Origin of the sequence: Sphingobacterium ginsenosidimutans, from assembly GCF_039536865.1 — a bacterium.
GTDB classification, from domain to species: Bacteria; Bacteroidota; Bacteroidia; order Sphingobacteriales; family Sphingobacteriaceae; genus Sphingobacterium; species Sphingobacterium detergens.
Window position 1 is genome coordinate 738,457 of the sequence record NZ_BAAAZK010000007.1, and the last position, 21,081, is coordinate 759,537.

The 21,081-nt window shown below is 46.3% G+C and carries 11 protein-coding genes; 8 read left to right on the top strand and 3 right to left on the bottom strand.

Features of this window, described 5'->3' with window-relative positions:
* Positions 1-24: 24 nt before the first annotated feature.
* The 3 genes from ABFX33_RS15405 to ABFX33_RS15415 are packed head-to-tail and all read right to left on the bottom strand — an operon-like array spanning position 25 to position 8,026.
* Complete coding sequence (locus tag ABFX33_RS15405; RefSeq protein ID WP_346086751.1) at positions 25-2,904, bottom strand: SusC/RagA family TonB-linked outer membrane protein; 2,880 nt, start codon at positions 2,902-2,904, stop codon at positions 25-27.
* Positions 2,905-2,931: 27 nt separating this feature from the next.
* Positions 2,932-4,830 carry a RagB/SusD family nutrient uptake outer membrane protein gene (locus tag ABFX33_RS15410; protein WP_346086752.1) on the bottom strand — a complete coding sequence of 633 codons (1,899 nt, stop codon included), beginning with the start codon at positions 4,828-4,830 and terminating at the stop codon, positions 2,932-2,934.
* Positions 4,831-4,843: 13 nt separating this feature from the next.
* A complete protein-coding gene (locus tag ABFX33_RS15415) occupies positions 4,844-8,026 on the bottom strand; it encodes a SusC/RagA family TonB-linked outer membrane protein (protein WP_346086753.1) in 3,183 nt (1,060 codons plus the stop codon).
* A gap of 436 nt (positions 8,027-8,462) precedes the next feature.
* Between ABFX33_RS15415 and ABFX33_RS15420 the strand changes: the two genes are divergently transcribed.
* The 8 genes from ABFX33_RS15420 (at position 8,463) to ABFX33_RS15455 (ending at position 21,041) form a co-directional block, all read left to right on the top strand.
* Entirely contained in the window at positions 8,463-12,536 is a 4,074-nt protein-coding gene (locus ABFX33_RS15420) for a two-component regulator propeller domain-containing protein (protein WP_346086754.1), read from the top strand.
* Between the two features lie 181 nt (positions 12,537-12,717).
* On the top strand, positions 12,718-13,386 hold the full coding sequence (fsa, locus tag ABFX33_RS15425; protein ID WP_346086755.1) for a fructose-6-phosphate aldolase: 669 nt from the start codon (positions 12,718-12,720) through the stop codon (positions 13,384-13,386).
* A 10-nt stretch (positions 13,387-13,396) separates the two neighbouring features.
* Positions 13,397-14,254 carry a transketolase gene (locus tag ABFX33_RS15430; protein WP_346087901.1) on the top strand — a complete coding sequence of 286 codons (858 nt, stop codon included), beginning with the start codon at positions 13,397-13,399 and terminating at the stop codon, positions 14,252-14,254.
* Positions 14,255-14,280: 26 nt separating this feature from the next.
* Positions 14,281-15,243: a transketolase family protein gene (locus ABFX33_RS15435; RefSeq protein WP_257090700.1), complete on the top strand. Its 963-nt coding sequence runs from the start codon at positions 14,281-14,283 to the stop codon at positions 15,241-15,243.
* Between the two features lie 118 nt (positions 15,244-15,361).
* The gene (locus ABFX33_RS15440) at positions 15,362-16,189 is read left to right on the top strand and encodes an alpha/beta hydrolase (protein WP_346086756.1); all 828 of its coding nucleotides are present in this window, start codon (positions 15,362-15,364) and stop codon (positions 16,187-16,189) included.
* The gene (locus tag ABFX33_RS15445; protein ID WP_346086757.1) at positions 16,186-17,742 is read left to right on the top strand and encodes a glycoside hydrolase family 43 protein; all 1,557 of its coding nucleotides are present in this window, start codon (positions 16,186-16,188) and stop codon (positions 17,740-17,742) included. Before ABFX33_RS15440 ends, ABFX33_RS15445 begins: the two co-directional genes overlap by 4 nt.
* Before the next feature lie 6 nt (positions 17,743-17,748).
* Positions 17,749-19,125, top strand: coding sequence for a glycoside hydrolase family 43 protein (locus ABFX33_RS15450; protein WP_346086758.1), 1,377 nt, complete (start codon positions 17,749-17,751; stop codon positions 19,123-19,125).
* Positions 19,126-19,136: 11 nt separating this feature from the next.
* A complete protein-coding gene (locus ABFX33_RS15455) occupies positions 19,137-21,041 on the top strand; it encodes a sialate O-acetylesterase (RefSeq protein ID WP_346086759.1) in 1,905 nt (634 codons plus the stop codon).
* The last annotated feature ends 40 nt before the right edge of the window (positions 21,042-21,081 follow it).

Here is a 21,081-nt window from a genome sequence, read left to right on the forward strand (position 1 = left end):
CATTCTCATTTTTACTATTCATGATTAAAATAGCGCCTTTAGGCCGACGTTGAAGAATCGGGTTTGAGGCGCTTGTCCAACATTCAGTTGCATGGTTTCTTTTTCCTTTGCAATCATCAACAGATTGGATCCGTTGGCGTAAATACCTAATTCATGGATAAATTTGGAACTGAGTATTCGTCTGGGGAAATCGTAGGAAAGCTGCACTTTGGACAGGTTGATGCGATCGGTTTTATAGAGCCAAAAGTCGGAGCTTCGAAAATTGTTATCACTGTTGAAGGTGGTCAGGCGCGGATAAGTGGCAGTCTCTTTGGTAGACTCTGTCCAGCGGTCGCGGACGAGCACCGAATATTTATCCTCCGCATCTACCCAAAAGTATGAACTGTTTTTCATGGCCTTGGCACCAAACTGGCCTGTAGCGGCAGCGAATAGGGTAAGGTTGTTCCATTTGACCGTCAGGTTGAGTCCGAGTGTCAGTGGTGATCCGGCCCATCCGCCTTTACCCAGGTAGACTTCGTCGCGCGTATCGATGGTGCCGTCCCCATTTTGGTCTTTATATTTCACATCACCGGGTTTTACCTCACCAAATGAAGAAAAGGCCGAATTGTCTATGTCGGACTGGCTGCTATAAAAACCATCATGCTGTAATCCCCAAAGTGCGTCGAGCGGTTTTCCGGCTCTATTTTGATAGCTAAACTGATAGAGCTCATCCCTTTTTACGGCCTTCGTCGTATAGTACATACCGTTGAACCCCAGGGACACAAAAGTTTGGTTTATCTGCTTGTTCAGATTGACACCAAAGTCGACCCCCCGGCGTTCGTCACTGTTGTAATTGATGTAGGGAAGATCCGAGTAAACGGGCCAACCGGTCATAAAATACATCGGATATTGCGTTTCCGCTTGTACCAAACCGCCGCTCATGCGGTTAAAAAAGTAAGATGTATTGAAGGTGATCAGGTTATGGTAAAGTCCGCCTTCAAGACTGAGGTTAAATTCCTTGCGTTTTGGGAATTTCATGTTTGGATTGTCACCTCTACGTCGGTCAAAAGAGTGTACCAATGCGCCATCCGCCCAGCTATACCAGGCTCCATTGTTGTAGGTATAATAGCCCTGATACAGGAAATAATCGCTGATGTCCAGGTCGGTGTTTAAAATCCCTGCCGAAGCGGACAATCTTAGCTCATTGACAACAGTACTGTTGGCGAGAAAGTTTTCTTTTGACAGGCGCCAGGCAAGAGCCAGTGTCGGGGAGAGGGCCTGCCTGTTTCCCGCGGGCAATTTCGCTGAATGGCTATAGGCGCTACTAAAGTCAACATAATATTTACCTGAATAGTTGTAGCCTAACTGTAGCCCTAAGTTGGCATTGCTGAGTTTATGGTAGCTACCGGAGGTAGCGATCTGAAAGGCATTGGCCAATAGGATTGCCGACACATGGTGCTTGCTATCATACGTGCGATTAAAATTCAGGGAGCCATTGAGCCCGATGGTCTGCCGATAACTGCTATTGCTGATATTTTGGATACCCGATATGCGGTCATCACCATATTTTGTGAGGCCACTGATCCGATCTTTTCCATCATAGTTGTTCCATGAAGCTTGATATACCGCATAATTGTTGTTGTAGGACTGATTGTAATTGGACTGATAGTCCACGGCGAGGTTGGTTTTGAAAACCAGGCCTTCCAGGATATTTTTTAAGTCAAAATTCAAACCTGTATTAAATTGAAACTGCCGGTTGAGGTAACGGTTGGTGCCACCGGCATAGACATTTGCAAAGGCGTTGGTCTGGTCCAGCTGATTTCCCCCCAGCAGGTATTTGCCATCGATCAGAAAATTACTGTTGTTGACATATACCATCGAGTTGACATCGCCTTCCTCGATCATATCGATCGGGATGAGTGGCGAGAAGCGGTGTGGTCGAATGTTGGCCGCAGCCTCCCAATAGTTTGCATTCACCCCCTTGGAAATATAGAAGCTGGCTGCTGCATCTACATTCAATGAGATGATATCGCTGACTTTGACATCAATATTGCCACGCATATTAAATCGATTGGCACCACCATTTTTCTTGGCCTGTCCAAAATTGAGCATGGCTCCTTCGGACCAAAAACCAAAGTTGGTATAGTACTGCGCCCGCTGATTGCCCCCCGAAATTTCGGCTGTCGCATCATAGCGGTTATAATGGTCTTTGATATAGTCCGATGCGTAATAATCGACATTGGGGTAACGAAAGGGGTTTGTCCCGGCTGCGTGCTGATAGATCGTTTCGGCACTGTAAAGTGGGCTTAGCCCATCATTTTGGCGGGCTTCATTATACAATGTCATATACTCTGCTGAGCCCAGGTATTTTGGATAACTGATTGCCGTATTGACACCAGCATTGGCCCTGATTTTAACCTGCTGACCGCCAGCTTTCCCGCGCTTGGTGCTGATGCTGATCACACCTTTGGCTGCCCGGCTACCATAGAGTGCAATGGCATTGACTCCTTTTAGCACACTGATCTGCTCGATCTCGGTAGGCATAACATTATTGGCATCGCGCGGAAATCCATCCACTAAGACCAGATAACCGTTCATCCCCCAGATATTCCCGTTATAACCGGGAAGAAAGGCATCTAGATTTTCCAGGCTGTGGGTATTGTAGCTCTTGTCGAGCAATTGCGGGATATTAATGGTCTGCACATTGCCCATGAGATCTTTTTTCTGGACTTTGCGGAATGCGACCTGTACAAGTGCCGTACTGTCTATGCCGCTACTGTCCGGAGCTGCGGCTGTCAAAAATGTCCGGAATATATTTTTAGTTTGTCCAGGGCTTGGATCAAGGGATGTTTTGGCCATTGCTTCGGTGGTGGCGATCCAGCTTAATCCAAGACATAGTGCTATCGTTAATTTTTTGTACTTCATTTTTTGAATGGTTAAATGAAAAACTTGTTACCAGCCTGGGTTCTGATAGAACTCGGGATACATATTGACATCTCTGACCTTTAGTGGCAACCAGTAATGTTTGCTCGTGAATTTGCGCTCCAAAATGATATGCTCTTGGATATTGACGACACGATTTTGAGATGGATCCTGGTTGTTAAACAGGCCTGCTCGATCAAAGGAAACTGCTTTCTTTAAGGTGTAAGGCGCTTCGGTCAATAACAACCAGCGGCGCAGATCATTAAAGCGGTGGCCTTCGAAGGCAAGTTCCACCGCGCGTTCGCGGCGGAGCTCAGGGAGCAGGGCGGCTGCGGAGCTGAGAAATTTGCTGTCGACATGGCCCACACCGGCGCGGTCGCGTACAATGTTGATTGCGTCAACTGCTGTTTTGCCATAATTGTCTGCTTTGCCCATGGCCGAATTGGAAGCCATCAGGGCAGATTCGGCATACATCAGATAGACATCCGCAAGGCGCATGTAAGGAACGTAAATATGAAGATTGGTACCGTAACTATAGGCCTGATCATATTTATTGGATGTTAAAGGGATAAATTTGCGCAAGACGTAGCCCGTCTGGCTGCCGGTGCGGGTATCCCGATAGCTTCCGCCCGTGAATAGATTAGCGTAGCGGTTTTTTTCTTCGGATGCCGACATATTTCCCTGAACGACTTTTGTCCCGTCAAAAATAATGTCTTTATAAAAGCGCGGATCCCGATCTTTCCAGGGATATTCGGCATTGTATCCCGACTCTGCATCGGACTGGGTTATGTCCTTGATCGGCAGGCCGCTTTTCATGCCATAGTAATCGACGTAATTTGCCGTTGGGTTAAACTTAAGGTCCCCATCTCCAACCTCCAGTGGAATATATTGCTTGCTCGTTCCCCAGTTAGAAACCCATGCATCAATATAAGGCCCCCTGAATATGGCCTCTGTACTGCCTGGCATGGCCCAGTTTTGCCCTGTGGTATAAAAATTTAAATGGATATTGGCCAGGGGTACCAGCGCATAATTTGTCTGGCCGCTCTCCACAAGGGACAGCAATTCGCCAAAGGCCTGGGCCGCTTTTTTGCAATAATCGGCCTGATAGGTTTTACTTCCGGTAGACTGAAAATTCATCAGTGGACTTCCCGCCCAAAGGTAGTTTTTGCCAAGATAGGCCAGTGCCATGATTTTGTTGATGCGCAGCTGGTTTTTACCTAATGTACGCTGTCCAGCGGTTGTATTGTCCCAATCAATCGGTAGGAGGTTGGCCGCTTCCCTAAAATCGGCCGCGGCAAGATCCGCACAGGCCTGGTAGCTAAGTCTGGGCAGGCGGAGCTTTTGGTCGCTGGGAAGTACATAATTGATGTAGGGCATACCGCCAAAATATTCCATCAGTCGGTGGTGAAACCAGCCGCGGAAAAATAAAAGTTGTCCCTTGATCAGGTTCTTTTCTTCCTGCGTTGCTTCGGTCAGTTTATCGATATTTTCTAAGCCCAGGCTTATCTTACGGAGCCCAAACCAGGCGGCGCTCCATAGATCTCGGAAGGCACGATTGGCAAATACATCGTCGTTTCTGGTGGTAAAATCACCCTGATCCATCCAACCAGCACCCCAACCGTCGAATTCCCTTTGCCAACCCCAAAAATTGCCTTGATCGATCTTGTTTACGAAATGAAAATTGTTGGCTGTGGAGGTTATTTCATCCTCGCCCCAGTTCCATGAGTTGGTCCAGTAGTTGTTGCTGAAATTGACCACGCAGTTATACAGTTCTTCTGTATAGCCCTGGAAGTTGATAAAGTTTTTAAATGCTTCTTTGGATGATACATTGGACTGTTCCTCTTTATCTAGATATTTATTGCAGGAGAGTAATGATGTAGAGGACCACAGCACACCCGTTATAAAAATTACCTTGAAATATTTTTTCATCTGTCTAATTGCTTTAAAAAGTAATGTTTGCACCTAGATTAAACCGCTTTACCGTAGGATAAGCGCCTTGGGAAGCCCAACCTGTGCCGGCATAATTGGATTCCCGGTCATCCGGCATTTTCGACCAAAAGACCAGGTTGTTGCCATTCAGGAACAGGCGCAGATTTTGAAGCCCCAGGCGCTTGATTACGCCGGATTCGCGATTGAAATTGTAAGCAATTTCTGCTGTCTTCAACCGAATATATGAGCCGTCAAACATATACCTGTTGCCAGGTGCGTAGCTGCTCGATTGTGATAGCCATCGTGGGAGTGGCACATCGGCATTGATATTGTCTTTTGACCAGTAGGATCCCTCATCGTAGGCCAAATTAAGTTGCCCCGAGAAACTATTTAAGACAACCTGACGGGTGACATTGTTGACAGCATACCATTGCGTCATAACACTAAAATTCTTCCAGTCAAAGCCAACCGTACAATTGTAGGTGTTTTGTGGAACGGAGGGAAAGGCATAGGGGATATTGTCCTTGGCATCGATAATACCATCAGCGTTATAATCCAGTATGTGATAATTGCCGGGAAGCTTAGCAAGGTCATTGCTTTCGTGTATGGTGCTGCCATAAAGTTCATCCCAGGTATTGTAATATCCGGAGCTGACATAGGAATAGGTTTGACTCACCTGTTTGTTGTCCGGTTTTTGATATTCGGGCAGCAACTCAGGAGCATCGGCATTGATGACTTTATCCTTGGCATGGGTAAAATTGATATCGGCCCATATCCGCCAATCGGGGTTGAGTTGTTTATTGAATTTCAGTTCGACCTCGTAACCTTTATTTTCTACCTCTCCGAGGTTGGCCGTTGGGGCTTCCACGCCGAAATAGGAGGGGATGGACCTTCCGCCCCCCGTGATCAGCACGTTCGTCCGATGATCCTTGAAAAAGTCTACCTTTCCGGAAATCTGTCCGTTAAACAGTCCGAAGTCCACGCCAAAGTTTAACTTCTTCACTTTTTCCCAGCGGATATTTGGGTTGCCAAGCACATTTTCTTTATACCAGATGTATGGACTGGTATTTCCATCGGAGTAGGAAAACCGACCGTCGACACCCATTCCTGAAGTACCGCCGTAAGCCCATTGGGTTAAATAGAGAAATTGTCCACCACCACTATCGTCGCCGATATCCCCATAGGAGCCACGCAGCTTTAAAGTGTTCAAAAAAGATAACGGTTTCATAAACTCTTCTTCCGAAACTAACCAGCCGACACCACCAGAATTAAAAAAGGCAAATCTGTTTTCGGGGGCGAATTTCTCCGATCCGGTATATGCGCCATTATACTCGAGCATATATTTGTTTTTATAGTTGTAGGTCGTGCGGAATACCCAGTCTTCGCGATAGGAAGGGACGGTGCTCCCTCTTCCGTATTGATTGCGGTTGACTAGCCCCATCGCCGAAATATTGTGCTGCTGAGCAATGGTCGTTGCGTAATTCAATTGCAACTGATAAAATAACCTTCTGTACGTGAGTCTGTCGTCGACAAATCCTGCTCCTGTGGTCCAGTCGATGCCTTCCACAAAATCAAATCTATTGGTGCCATCGAAAGGGATCTGGTAGGTCGGAAGTCCGGTTTTGGGATCTATCCACTTGCTTTGGGTGTTGTTATTTGCGTCGTTGATACCACGGTTGGCTTCAACAAAAGTGTTGTCCAGCGACAGCGTTCCACGAACATTCAGTCCTTTTGCTAAAAATTTAAGGTCTTGCTCGAGCGTAAAATCTGTGGTAATGCGGCTTGTAGTCGTATACTCCGTTCCACTGATGGCCAGTACACGGGCAGAGTTTATTCCGGCATTTGGGTTTGGCGCATTAAATCCCCAGGTGCCATCGGAATAACGTGGATAGATAACGTCGGGCGCTACGGTGTAGGCTGCAATCCAATAGGAGTAATTATTGCCACCACCAAATGGACTTTTGCGGACAGCACGTGAACCCGCGAGATTTGTTGAAAATTTGGTTGTTGGCGTCAGCTGGAAATCCAGATTCGAACGTACATTGAGCCGGTTAAAACCATAGCCGGCTTTATAACCCCTGGCATTTTCAAACTGGCGGAACATATCGCCCTCGTAGAGGTAATCCGCATTGGCAAAATATTTGACAAAGGGGGTGCCGCCTGCAATATTCACACTGCTATTTTGCGAAAATGCCTGGCTTCTAAAAAGCTCTTTTGCCCAGTCGGTATTTACATAACGTTCTCTTTCGGTTTGGTCGGCCGGGAAACGGTATTTATTGATGATATCCTGCGGTGTATAATCGGCCCAACTGGCCGGGTTGATGCCCAGTTCATACGCAATGACTTTATTGCGCAGCAGCAGTGCATCGTAGGAATCCATTTTACCCGGAAGCTGGGAAACGGTCTTAACGATGTTATTGACGGTACCACGTATCAGCATTTGGCCTTCTCTACCCCGCTTGGTGGTGATCAAAATAACGCCGTTGGCCCCTCTGACGCCATAAACGGCCGTTGCCGAGGCGTCTTTGAGTACTGAGACGGTTTCAATGGAACTGATGTCAACCGCAGATAGTGGGCGTTCCACACCATCGACCATGACTAAGGGGTCTGTATTATTCCAGGTGCTACGCCCACGGATCACAATACGGGGATCTTCCTCTCCGGGCATTCCTGTACTTGCCGTGGTAATCACCCCCGGCACGTTGCCGGTCAATGCAGCCCCTACACTGGAGACACCGCCCGCGCGTTCCAGAATTTTGCCTGAAGTCTGCGCGATAGCGCCAACAACGGTTTCCTTTTTCTGGCGGCCATAACCGACTACCACCGTTTCTTCGATTTCGATGGTCTTATCGCTCAGCACTATTTCTACGCTGTTCTTATTGTGGATATCGACTTCCAATTGGCCGTATCCCAGCTTGGAAACCGTCAACAAATGATTAGCTTCCGGTACCTGGATCATAAAAGCTCCGTTGTCGTCGGTTACCGTGGCCAATGATGTGCCTTTTACCCTAATGGAAGCGCCGCTCACTTTTTTGTGGTTACTATCGACGACAACGCCCGTGATCGGCCGCTTGGCCTGGGCATATAGTGTTGCTTGTCCCGCATAAAGCAGGAACAGCAGTAAAGTGAACGGTTTAGCTATACCCCATAGCTTTTTCCAATGCCTTACTTGTGTGAGTGTACATATAATCATCATCGCATGTTGATTGATAAATAGGTTGAAGAATGATTGGTTAATTTTTCTTGAACTGGTTAGGTATAATAATACCTGTGTTCGCGCGGTTCATTTGGCAAAAATGAACCGTCATTTAGGGACTGTTCTGTGCTATCATATTTTTGTTTAATAATTGGTTTATTTTCCCGATCTTAATTGCATCGCAACCGGTTGCATCACTGAGACACAATTTCCCCATAAGAGGAGATGCCTTTCAAAGCGTTTATAATTGTAGACCAAAGCTAGCCAATGTAAATTCGTACGGATAGCAAGAATGTTTAAATGAAGGATAAGAATGTCAAAAATGACTGCCAATAGCGTGTAAATCCTTGTGCAGACTAGTTTGGTCGGGATTAATTTGATAATTTAGTTGACAGTTCACCTCAAGTTTTTGGGGTTGGATAATATACCTAAAGATATGATACGGATTTTACTGGCATTAAGCTGGATGTTGCTAACCTTATTTTCCTATGGGCAAAACAAGCCTGTAACATTTCAGCGCTATACTTCAAAAGACGGACTTTCTTCCAATACCATCTATAGTATCTATCGCGATAGCTATGGTTTTCTTTGGCTGGGGACAGAGGATGGGCTGAACCGCTTCGACGGGCGTCATTACAATGTCTATCGCTATGATGCCAATAAAGCGAACAGTTTAATGGCAAACCATATCTCGGCCTTAAGTGAAGACAGGAAGGGCAGAATATGGATTGGTACAAATGGCGGCGGATTAAGTTATTATGATCGGGAAGCGGACCGCATCCGCTCGTATAATCTTACACCCGATGGTAAATGGCTCAGCACGGCAATTAACGCAATTGATCAGGACGCAAATGGAAATATCTGGATCGCGTCCTATGGTGCGCTGTATATCCTGGATGTCAATGATCTACAAAAAAAGATGGATCCGACCTATCGACGTATTGTGGAAACGTTTGCCGGCAAAGTAACGGGCTGCGTCTTTCGTGATCGGCACAACAACATGTGGGTATCATCGGAGAACGGAATTTTTCGTATCGCAGCAGATTTAAAGACCATCAAACGTTTTGAAGTTCTTTCGGAACAGGAAGGTTATGGGAATGGGATTGAAGTTACTTCCATTGTCGAAGATGATCGGGGTAGAATCTGGATCGGGTCTATGCTCGGACTTAAATATTTGAATCCGGGCGATACGCAGTTCAATAAATTTGGAGCCGGAAAAGGTTCTTTGAGCAGTCCACGCATTTATACCTTGTGTTACAACCAAAAGCAGGACCTATGGATCGGAACGGACAATGGCCTTGATGTCCTTAATACCAGTGATTTTACCATTCGGACCTTTAAGCCCGACCCAAGTAATGTGCATAGCCTTTCCCATAAATCGATACGTTCTATTTTTAAAGACAACAGTGGAATCTACTGGATAGGTACCTTTCAGGGCGGCTTAAATAAATTCGACACCAATTTAAGTCAATTTAGCTTAAAAAGCCTGGATTTCCTGGAAGGTATGACCGGCGATCCAGCCATAGTGACCTCGTTTGCAGCCTACCAAAATAAGGTGTTTTTAGGCGTGGACGATGGTGGCATTTGGAAATACGATCGCACTACGGATCGATTGTCGCCTGTTGCGCTTTCTGCCAACCTGCCTAAAGATCTCACGGTGCTGACCTTGGAAAGAAACCTGGACCAGCTTTGGATCGGCACCTATCAACAGGGACTGATCTGTTATGATCTCCCTTCTGGAAACCTCAAAAGATACACTGTCGGCAGTAGAACAGACAACTTGAATAATAACGATATTTTTTGTTTGAAAGTTGACTTTCGGGGAAATACCTGGGTCGGGACAAACGGCGGCGGCGTGAACATCATCCAGAAGGGGAGCGGAATTGTCAAAAAATACAAGCGCGAAGAGCAGTCAGACGATGGGATCGAGCTGCCGGGGAATTTTATACGTGCGCTGGCGGAAGATCAGGATCATAACATGTGGATAGGTACCTATGGCTCGGGACTGCTGATGTACGATCCTTTGAAACAACGGACGACAGGTTATGATAAAGCAAAAAATAAGCTTCCAAGCAATTATATATTAGCTATACATACGGATAAAAAAGGGAATTTGTGGGTCGGAACAAACGGTAATGGGGTCGGTCTGCTGCGAAAAGGAAAATCAGTATTTGAGACGCTTTCCGAGAAAGATGGACTCGCGAATGGTGCCATCCAGAGCATTATCGAAGACGATAGAGGCCGGATTTGGTTTTCAACGAACAAAGGTTTGAGTTGTTATTCTCCAGCACAAAATAAGTTTAAGAATTATTCAAATGCAGTCGGATTGCAAGAAGGTGCCTTTATGCTCGGGGCATCGTTAAAAATGGATGACGGAGAAATTTACTTTGGCGGACAGAAGGGGTTTAACCATTTTTATCCCGCTCATTTAAAAACCAACAGCAATCCGGCCAAAGTCGCACTGACCGACCTAAAAATTGACAATGTGGTCATTCAGCCTAGCGAAAAAGGTCCAATACAACAGTCTCTGTTGACTGCCGATCGGATCAACCTGAAGTATAAACAGAATTTTTCTATTTCTTTTGCGGCACTAAACCTTACCGTGCCGGAAGATAACCAATATGAGTACCGCCTTGTGGGTTTCGACAAAAACTGGATTCGTAACGGAAAGGAAAATAGCGCCTATTACACGAATTTGGATCCTGGGGATTATGTCTTTGAGGTACGTGCGAGCAACAATGATGGTGTTTGGAACAAGGAAATCAAATCGATAGCGATACACGTTGCGCCACCTTTTTGGCGTACAATTTATGCCTATTTATTTTATGTACTGGCCTTCATCGCAGCGCTGCTGTCCATCAGGCACCGTGGTATTCAAAAATTGAAGCAGAAATTTGCCCTTGAGCAGGAACGCATCCAGGCGCGGCAGCTGATCGAACAGCAAAAAAGGGATGCGGAGACCAAGCATCAAGTGGATGCGATGAAAATCAGGTTTTTAACCAACTTAAGTCATGAATTCCGAACGCCGATCTCTTTGATCATGGGCCCGATAGATGCTTTGGTCGCTAAAAATAAAGATAGCAAACTGGGCGACCAGCTTAATTTGATCAGCCGTAATGCACGTCGCCTACTGAACCTGGTCAACCAGTTACTTGATTTTCGAAAAATGGAATACCATGAACTGAAATTGCAGGATGAAGCCGGTGAGCTGGTCTCTTTTGTGCAGGAAGTATATCGCTCATTTCAGGACATGGCCTTGCAAAAAGGAATAGATTATTCTTTTTATCCTTGCCAGGAAAAATTATATTGCCGATTTGACCGTAATAAGGTTGAGCGCGTTTTATTTAATTTAATCTATAATGCCTTTAAATTCACGAAAAAGGGTGGGGATATTGCAGTAACGCTATCTTCGGTAAGCATGGTCGACACCAAACTGCATGTGTATCTTGAGGTGCGTGATACGGGCATAGGTATCCCTGAGCAATTGCAACAGTCGATATTTGAAAGCTTTTTCCAGCATGATACGGAGGGTATTGTAGCAAGCCAGGGTTCCGGTATTGGGCTTTCGATCGCACAGTCATTTGTTCAGATGTACCATGGCGAAATTTCGGTAAACAGCCAGCCCGACAGTGGGAGCACCTTTAAATTTGACCTATGGCTGGATCAGGCCGAGCCGCTATACGAAGGGCTACAGGAGCCGGAGGCGGTTGTATCAGCACAGCCACTAGAGCTTAGACAAAGTCCGCTGGTGTTGATTATTGAAGATGATGAAGATTTTAGGTACTACCTCCACGAGTCTCTAAAAGAGCATTATCAGATTATCGAGGCCACCAACGGGAAGGACGGCTGGCAAAAGGCACTATTTCATCATCCGGACCTTGTGGTGAGCGATGTTCAGATGCCCTATATGAACGGTATGGAATTTTCACAGAAGCTTGCACAGGATAAGCGGACAAAACATATCCCTGTCGTTTTACTGACGGCATCGCAGGTGGATAACGGCCTTGTCTGTGGCCTGGAGTCGGGTGCGGTGGGTTACCTGACCAAACCCTTTGATATGGATGTCCTGGTGGCTAAGGTTAACAGTTTGCTGCAGCTGAACCAGGCGTTTAAGGAAGTCTACAGTAAACAGGTATCTATACTAGCTCCCGAAATGACGATCAAATCCGAAAAGGATAAATTTCTACAGAAAGTGCTCAGTTATGTGCACGATAATATCGATAATCCGCAGTTGTCGGTCGAAGCCTTGAGTGCCCACACCTCGATGAGCAGAGCCTCCCTCTACAACAAACTACTGGAACTTACCGGAATGTCACCCGTAGATTTTATCCGCTCAGTAAAACTAGAAAAGGCGGCGAGCTTGTTAGAAAAAAGCGATAAGTCCATTTCTGAAATCGCTTACGAAACGGGATTTGCCAATCCAAACTATTTTACAAAAGTCTTCAAGGCTAAATATCAAATGACGCCAAGTGAATACATCCAGTCACAAAAAAGTACATCCGTCCAATAAGCATACAATCGTTGCTTAAAGGCATTGTTTTAATGCATTTTTTAAGAAGGATAATCTGTTTTAAACATTTTTACCCTTCTTTTTTTTATTTGTTGCAATCGTATCTAGCTGAAAGCGATAGTTTTGTCTTATAACCAATCGCTGGAGATCCGGCGAATACAAAACTAATCAACTCAAAAAAATGAAATTTTTTATCGATACCGCAAGTCTCAGTGAGATTCGTATGGCTCAAAATTTAGGTGTCTTAGATGGAGTAACGACTAATCCTTCGCTCATGGCTAAAGAGGGAATTACGGGAACAGCTGCTGTACATGCACATTACAAAGCGATCTGTGCTATTGTAGACGGTGATGTAAGTGCTGAAGTGATTTCGACTGATTATAGCGCAATGATTGCGGAAGGCCTGCTTTTGGCAGCCCTGGACAATAAGATTGTTGTTAAAGTGCCAATGACCGAAGATGGCATTAAAGCCATCAAATATTTTAGCACAAAACAAATTAAGACCAACTGTACCCTGGTATTTTCTGCGGGCCAGGCACTCTTGGCCGCAAAAGCCGGAGCCACTTATGTATCGCCTTTTGTGGGCAGGCTTGATGATATCTCTGTCGATGGGCTGGCACTGATCCGTGAAATACGGACCATCTATGACAATTATGATTTTCAGAGCCAAATTCTTGCGGCCTCGGTACGTCATAGTGCGCATATACTGGGTTGTGCCAAGATCGGTGCGGATGTCATGACAGGACCTTTGCAGGCGATCTTCTCGCTGTTAAAACATCCATTGACGGACAGCGGGCTTGCCCAATTTTTAGCTGATCATAAACGGGTAGCTGCACAAAGTAACAATTGAGATGGTCATGATGAAACATAGTATACATAATTTAGAGGCGATCGTTAAGCAGGTCCGAAGAGATATCGTCCGCATGGTGCATGGCTGTCAGTCTGGACATCCTGGCGGATCATTGGGCTGTACCGAGCTGTTGGTCTGTCTATATTTCGAATTGATGCAGCGCAACGATCAGTTTGATCTGAATGGTGTGGGGGAGGATCTGTTTTTCCTTTCCAATGGACATATATCTCCGGTATTTTACAGTGTTTTGGCGCGGGCAGGATATTTTTCCATTGATGAGCTTGCCAGCTTTAGAAAACTCAATTCGCGGCTTCAGGGGCATCCCACAACGCATGAAGGACTGCCGGGTATCCGCGTCGCTTCAGGCTCCCTAGGACAGGGTCTTTCTGTCGCCATAGGTGCTGCCCAAGCAAAAAAACTCAATAAGGATAAACAATTGGTATATGCACTGATGGGCGATGGCGAGTTGCAGGAGGGACAGGTATGGGAAGCGGCGATGTATGCCGCCCACAACAAAATGGACAATCTGATCGGTATTGTAGATTACAATGGTGCCCAGATTGACGGCGCCACCAACGATGTCCTTTCGCTGGGCGATCTGCCCCGCAAATGGATGGCTTTTGGCTGGAAGGTCATTGAGGTCATGCGTGGAAATGATATCGAATCTGTGATTTCAGGGCTTCGCAAAGCGCAGGCTTCAACCGGAGCTGGCCAGCCAGTCATGCTGTTGCTCCATACCGAAATGGGTAATGGCGTCGATTTTATGATGGGCTCGCATAAATGGCATGGTATTGCACCCAACGATGAGCAGCTACGTGCCGCTTTAAATCAGAATGCAGAAACATTAGGCGATTATATCGTCTCCTAGAAAGGAAATTTTGAAATAGAATTAAGATGAAGAAATATACATATACAGAATCAAAAGACACGCGTTCTGGATTTGGTGCCGGTTTGCTGGAAGCAGGAAAGGAGGACGAAAATGTGGTTGCTCTCTGCGCAGATCTCGTCGGTTCCCTTAAAATGAACGATTTTATCAAGGCCTTTCCGGAACGTTTCTTTCAGATCGGCATTGCCGAAGCAAATATGATGGGGATTGCGGCAGGACTTACCATCGGTGGAAAAATACCGTTCACAGGGACATTTGCCAATTTTTCGACAGGACGGGTATACGACCAGATCCGGCAATCTATTGCTTACTCCGATAAAAACGTAAAAATCGCAGCTTCACACGCTGGCCTGACCTTGGGCGAAGACGGAGCGACCCATCAGATATTGGAAGATATCGGATTGATGAAAATGCTTCCGGGAATGACGGTGATCAACCCTTGCGATTATAATCAGACGAAGGCTGCGACGCTTGCTGCTGCCAGACACAAAGGTCCGGTTTACCTGCGGTTTGGACGACCTGTTGTTCCCGTTTTCACACCTGAAGATCAGCAATTTGTGATCGGTGAAGCCGTCATGCTGAATCCCGGCACCGCAGTGACCATTTTGGCAACAGGGCACCTTGTCTGGGAAGCCATCCTTGCGGGAGAAGAATTGGAAACCTTGGGTATCGATGCCGAAATCATTAATATCCATACCATCAAACCTTTGGATGAGCGTGCAATACTGACTTCCATTGCTAAAACAGGCTGTGTCGTTACCGCTGAAGAACATAACCGTATCGGTGGACTTGGCGACAGTGTCGCACAATTGTTGGCCAAACAAATGCCCTGTCCGCAGGAATATGTGGCGGTAGACGATAGTTTCGGTGAATCGGGACCGCCAAGCGCATTGATGGATAAATATGGCTTAAACGCCGACGCCATTGTGGCAGCGGCATTGCGGGTGCTCAAGAGGAAAGTGGCGACTTAATTTGTTATGGGCTATTGTTGCTCTTATTGAATCAGCTATTGTTTATAAATTGAAATTAGGCTGTTGTTTCTATCGCTTGCCTAACCTAAAATTGATGTACTGTTAAACCAATTATACGATGAAGAAGATAATCTGCACCCTATTGTGTGCTTTTTCCGCCAGCTTAATGGCTCAAGCGCAGCAGGCTGCACCACAAGGATTTGATGTGGAGCGAAAATTGCCATCGACTGGAAAAATCGACTCCCTTGTTTACCCATCAAAGACGGTAGGGGTTACGAGAAAAGCCTTAATCTATACGCCTCCCGGATACAACACCGCAAACAAATATCCGGTACTGTACCTCTTGCATGGAATAGGCGGCGATGAACGGGAATGGTTCAGACATGGAAACCCACAGGTTATTTTTGATAATCTCTATGCCGAAGGAAAAATGGAACCCATGTTGGTGATTATGCCCAATGGCCGTGCGATGCAGGATGATCGCGCCGGCGGGAATGTCATGGCACCTGATCGGGTGGCTGCATTTTCGACTTTTGAAAAAGACCTGCTCAACGACCTGATTCCTTTTATTGAAAAACAGTTTCCTGTTTTCAAGGACCGCGAACAGCGAGCGATTTTTGGGCTGTCGATGGGCGGAGGGCAGGCGCTGAATTTCGGACTGGGCCATATCGACACCTTTGCCTGGGTCGGTGGCTTTTCTTCTGCACCCAATACAAAGATGCCGCAGGAATTGCTACCTGTTCCAAAAGAAGCTAAAGACAGGCTAAAACTGCTGTGGATCTCCTGTGGTGAGCAGGATGGTTTGCTCAACATCAGTAAGCGTACGCATGCATATCTTTCGGAAGAGGGGGTACCTCATATCTATTATTTGGAGCCTGGAGGGCATGATTTCAATGTGTGGAAAAATGACCTCTATCATGTTTCGCAATTGCTATTTAAAAAATGAAAAGCCTAGGAAAACTTATCCTGTTTCTGATCGTAATTTCCTGCAAAGCTGTATCGGCACAGGAGGCACAAAATCCGATTATTTTCGCCGATGTACCCGATATGTCGATGATACGGGTCGGCGATACGTACTATATGAGCAGCACGACCATGCACATGAGTCCGGGGGTTCCGATTATGAAATCCCAGGACCTCGTCAACTGGACCCTGGTTAACTATGCCTATGATCATTTGGCAGACAGTGATGCGCTCAACCTGTCGCATCATAAAAATGCCTATGGACATGGCTCCTGGGCAAGTAGCCTGCGCTTTCATGAGGGCCGCTATTATCTGAGCACCTTTTCTTCCAATACGGGGAAAACACATATCTATACCACAAAAGATATAGAAAATGGGCCTTGGCGCGCACATGAATTTCGCCCGATGTTGCATGATCATAGCTTGTTCTTTGATCATGGAAAAATATATATGATCTGGGGTAGCGGGCGTCTGCATATTGCTGAATTGGAGGCAGACCTTTCGGGGATTAGGGCCGGAACCGAACGTACTTTGATCGAAGATGCTACCTTACCAAGTTTGCCCAAGGGCGCCAAGATGGGATTACCGGCCGAAGGTTCGCAGCTATTCAAGATCAACGGCATGTATTATCTTTTTAATATTTCCTGGCCTGCAGGCGGAATGCGCACCGTAATTGTACATCGCGCGCGCCAATTGGAAGGTCCATATGAAGGGAAAGTTGTTTTACAAGATCAAGGCGTGGCGCAAGGCGGTTTGATTGATATGCCCAATGGACAATGGTATGCTTACCTTTTTCAAGATCATGGTGCTGTCGGTCGGATTCCTTATTTGGTACCGGTCGGCTGGAAAGACGCATGGCCAGTAATGGGAGAACAGGGCAAAGTTCCAAGCAAGCTGAAACTACCCGAGAGCAAAGGCCTCATGCCGGGTATTGTGAGCTCCGACGAGTTTAGCCGAACGAAAGACCAATCTGCATTGCCCTTAGTATGGCAATGGAACCATCAGCCTGACTCAAACTTATGGTCGGTAACGGAACGTATCGGGTTTTTGCGCTTAAAAACGGGTGAACTTGCCAACGACTTTCTGCAGGCCAAAAACACGCTGACACAACGTACGATAGGCCCCACCTGTAGCGGTTCGATCGCTATTGATGTGTCGCAGATGAAAGATGGCGATTTCGCCGGTTTGTCCCTACTGCAAAAAAACTATGGGCTGCTGGGAGTCCGGATGGAAGGGAAAGACAAATCATTGGTTATGGTCAATGCGCATACCGGGATTCCGGAAGAGGTAGCAAAAATAGCCCTAAAAGAACAACGTATATTTCTAAAAGCCAGCTGCGATTTTAGGAACAGAAAGGATATCGCCCAATTTTATTACAGCACCAACGGAAGCCAGTGGAAAGCCATCGGCAACGAACTGAAGATGAGCTATACAATACCTCATTTTATGGGGTATCGCTTTGCACTTTTTAATTACGCAAGTAAGGCGGCTGGCGGCTACGTAGATTTTGATTATTTCCACTTTACAACAAACTAAGACGATATGAGACGACATTTTTTAACGCGCTTACTTTTTGGATTTCTGATTATGGTCTTGGTAACGATCAATACATTAAAGGCCCAGAATCCGATTATACAAACAGCCTACACGGCCGATCCAGCACCATTGGTATACAATAATCGCCTCTATCTCTATACCACACAGGATGAGGAAGAATCGACCTGGTTTAATATGAACAACTGGCGGGCATATTCAACCAACGATATGGTCAATTGGACCGATCATGGTGCTATCCTTTCGTATACTGATTTTGAATGGGCAAAAGGCGACGCCTGGGCGGCGCAATGTGTTGAAAAAAACGGCAAATTTTATCTGTATGTACCTGTCATTTCCAAGCTGAACAATCGTGGAGCGATCGGCGTTGCTGTCGGTGATAGCCCATTAGGGCCATTTCATGACCCTTTGGGAAAACCGCTTGTTCAGAGTGAATGGGGCGATATCGATCCGACTGTATTTATTGATGATGATGGGCAGGCGCATATGTACTGGGGTAATCCCCAGCTGAAATATGTCAAGCTGAATGAAGATATGATCTCCTATACGGGCAATATCGTTGAGGTTCCAATGACGGCGGCAGCATTCGGAAAAAGGGAGGGCGACCCGAAACGACCTACGGGCTATGAAGAGGGTCCTTGGTTGTATAAAAGAAACAGTTTGTATTATCTTTTTTGGCCGGGAGGTCCTTTACCTGAATATATCGCTTATTCGACAAGCAAAAAAGCTGAAGGTCCCTGGACCTACGGGGGTGTTATCATGCCTGCCGAAGGTACGGCTTTCACCAACCATCCCGGAGTGATCGACTTTAAGGGTAAAAGTTACTTCTTTTACCATAATGGGGCTTTGAGAGGCGGCGGTGGGTTCACACGCTCGGTCGCCATGCAGGAATTAAAGTTTAATCCCGATGGCAGTGTGCAAGCGATGAAGATGAACTCGGGCGGGGTCCAAGCGCTTACAACATTAAATCCTTATGAACTCACGCAGGCGGAAACCATCTCCTGGTCCGAATATGTTAAATCATATCAAAATAATCAAGTGGGTGTTTTTATCAAAGCACTCAAAAATGGCGCCTACACGAGCCTGAAAAACGTTGATTTTGGTGAAAATGGGGCAACAACATTCTTTGCGAGACTCGGTACAACACACCATAGTGACGTTAACATGGAGGTAAGGTTAAATGCCGTTGATGGCCTACTTTTAGCAACAATACCAGTACCAATGACAGGGGGTGACGACAGATGGACCACGGTGGATACGCCGCTTTCCAATAAAGTCACCGGCGTCCATGATCTGTACTTTGTCTTTAAAGGTAAAGCGCCATCGAATATCTTATTTTTTGATTGTTGGAAGTTCGGAAAATAAACGAAAGGGATATGATGAATAGCGCGCGCGCTTTCTTTTTTGTGCCATATTTTTTGCGCCATGTCATGCTGGCCATTGGCTTGGTCTTGCTGCTCCAGCCCTGTTGGGCCGAGCTGCGCCTACCTGCACTTGTGAGCGACTGTATGGTTTTACAACGAGATACCGAACTTAAGATTTGGGGCTGGGCTGCTCCGGGCGAAAAAATAACGCTTCGTTTTCGGGGGAGCTATTATTATACCGAAACTGGAAAAGATGGTAAGTGGAGCGTAACTATTCCACCACAGCAGTATGGCGGCCCATATCTCATGGAGATCAATGAACTCGTGATCCGGGACATTCTGATCGGCGATGTATGGCTCTGTTCGGGACAGTCCAACATGGAAACACCGATCCAGCGACTTGTTGAGCGATTTCCGGAGATCAATGTTTCCAATAATCACATGATACGTTATTTTAAGGTACCGACGCAAAATAGTGCGCTGGAGCCGAAAGAAGCAATACTTTCCGGCGCGAGGTGGCACTCGGGCATCGCTTCGGATGTCATGAACTGGACAGCCTTAGCATATTTTTATGCGCAGGAATCTTACCAGCATAATGGTATTCCCGTAGGAATGCTCGTTTCCAGCCTGGGTGGCTCGGGGATAGAAAGCTGGATTGATCAGCAGCACTTAAAGCAGTTCCCCGACCTGTTGATTGATCGGGCAGCGGTAGATAGTCTCCAAATACTTGAAAAAGATAAGGGCCAGAACCTATGGACCGCTGAAGACTTTGACGACTCGTCCTGGCCAGTTGTGCAAGTACCTGATTATTGGAGTAATCAAAAAGAATCCAAACCGGGTATTGTTTATTATCGAAAGCATTTTATGCTTCCAGCGGCCAAAGACGGTCGGCATGCGAAATTGTATTTGGGCACCTTGACTGACAGTGATTCCGTTTATATCAACGGTCATTTCATTGGTACGACAGCTTATCGTTATCCACCACGGGTTTATGATGTGCCTGCGGGTATACTTCATACCGGACAAAACAGCCTGAGCATCAGACTGCGGTGCAATGGCACCGATGGAGGCTTTACACCCGATAAGCCATATCAATTGAAAATAGATGATGTCGCGATAGATCTGGCCGGTGGGTGGCGTTGGCAAGTCGGAATTGATCAACATGAGGTAGACAAGTACAAAAGTCGGCTGCAGCAACTTGCTAAAGCTGGTTCGGGTCTATATCATGGGATGATCTATCCCTTGGCAAACTATCGTATTAAGGGGGTAATCTGGTATCAGGGCGAAGCAAATACAAGTAAGCCCGAGTACTATGAAAGCTATCTAAGCGCGCTGATAAAAAACTGGCGTACCCTGTATCAACAAGCACAGCTTCCTTTTTTGCTGGTGCAGCTCCCCAACTTTATGCCTAAGGATACGGTTCCAACCGGCTCAAATTGGGCGCTTCTGAGAGAAGCTCAGTTTCAGGTCAGTCATAAAATACCGGGAACGGCATTAGCAGTGACTTACGATCTAGGGGAATGGAATGACATTCATCCGTTAAATAAAAAGGATATTGCGAAGCGACTATTCTTAGCGGCTCGTAGGCTAGTCTATGGCGAAGATATAGCCGCATCCGGACCCCGATACCAAGGGATGCAGATAGCAGGAGATAAGATCCTGGTTTCCTTTGATCAAATCGGAAAAGGATTGGCAATCCGCCATGGAAAAACATTACAGCATTTCGCTATAGCGGGTGCGGACCGAAAATTTGTATGGGCGAATGCGTTTATTCAACACAATAAAGTCGTGCTGAGCCATCCAACAGTCAAACATCCACAAGCTGTTCGCTATGCCTGGAGCAATAATCCAGAAGATGCAAACCTGATCAGTAAAGAGGGATTATTGGCGATTCCATTTCGTACCGATCATTGGTAGGGAGGAACCCTAAACGTGGACAAATAAATTGAATGGCGCA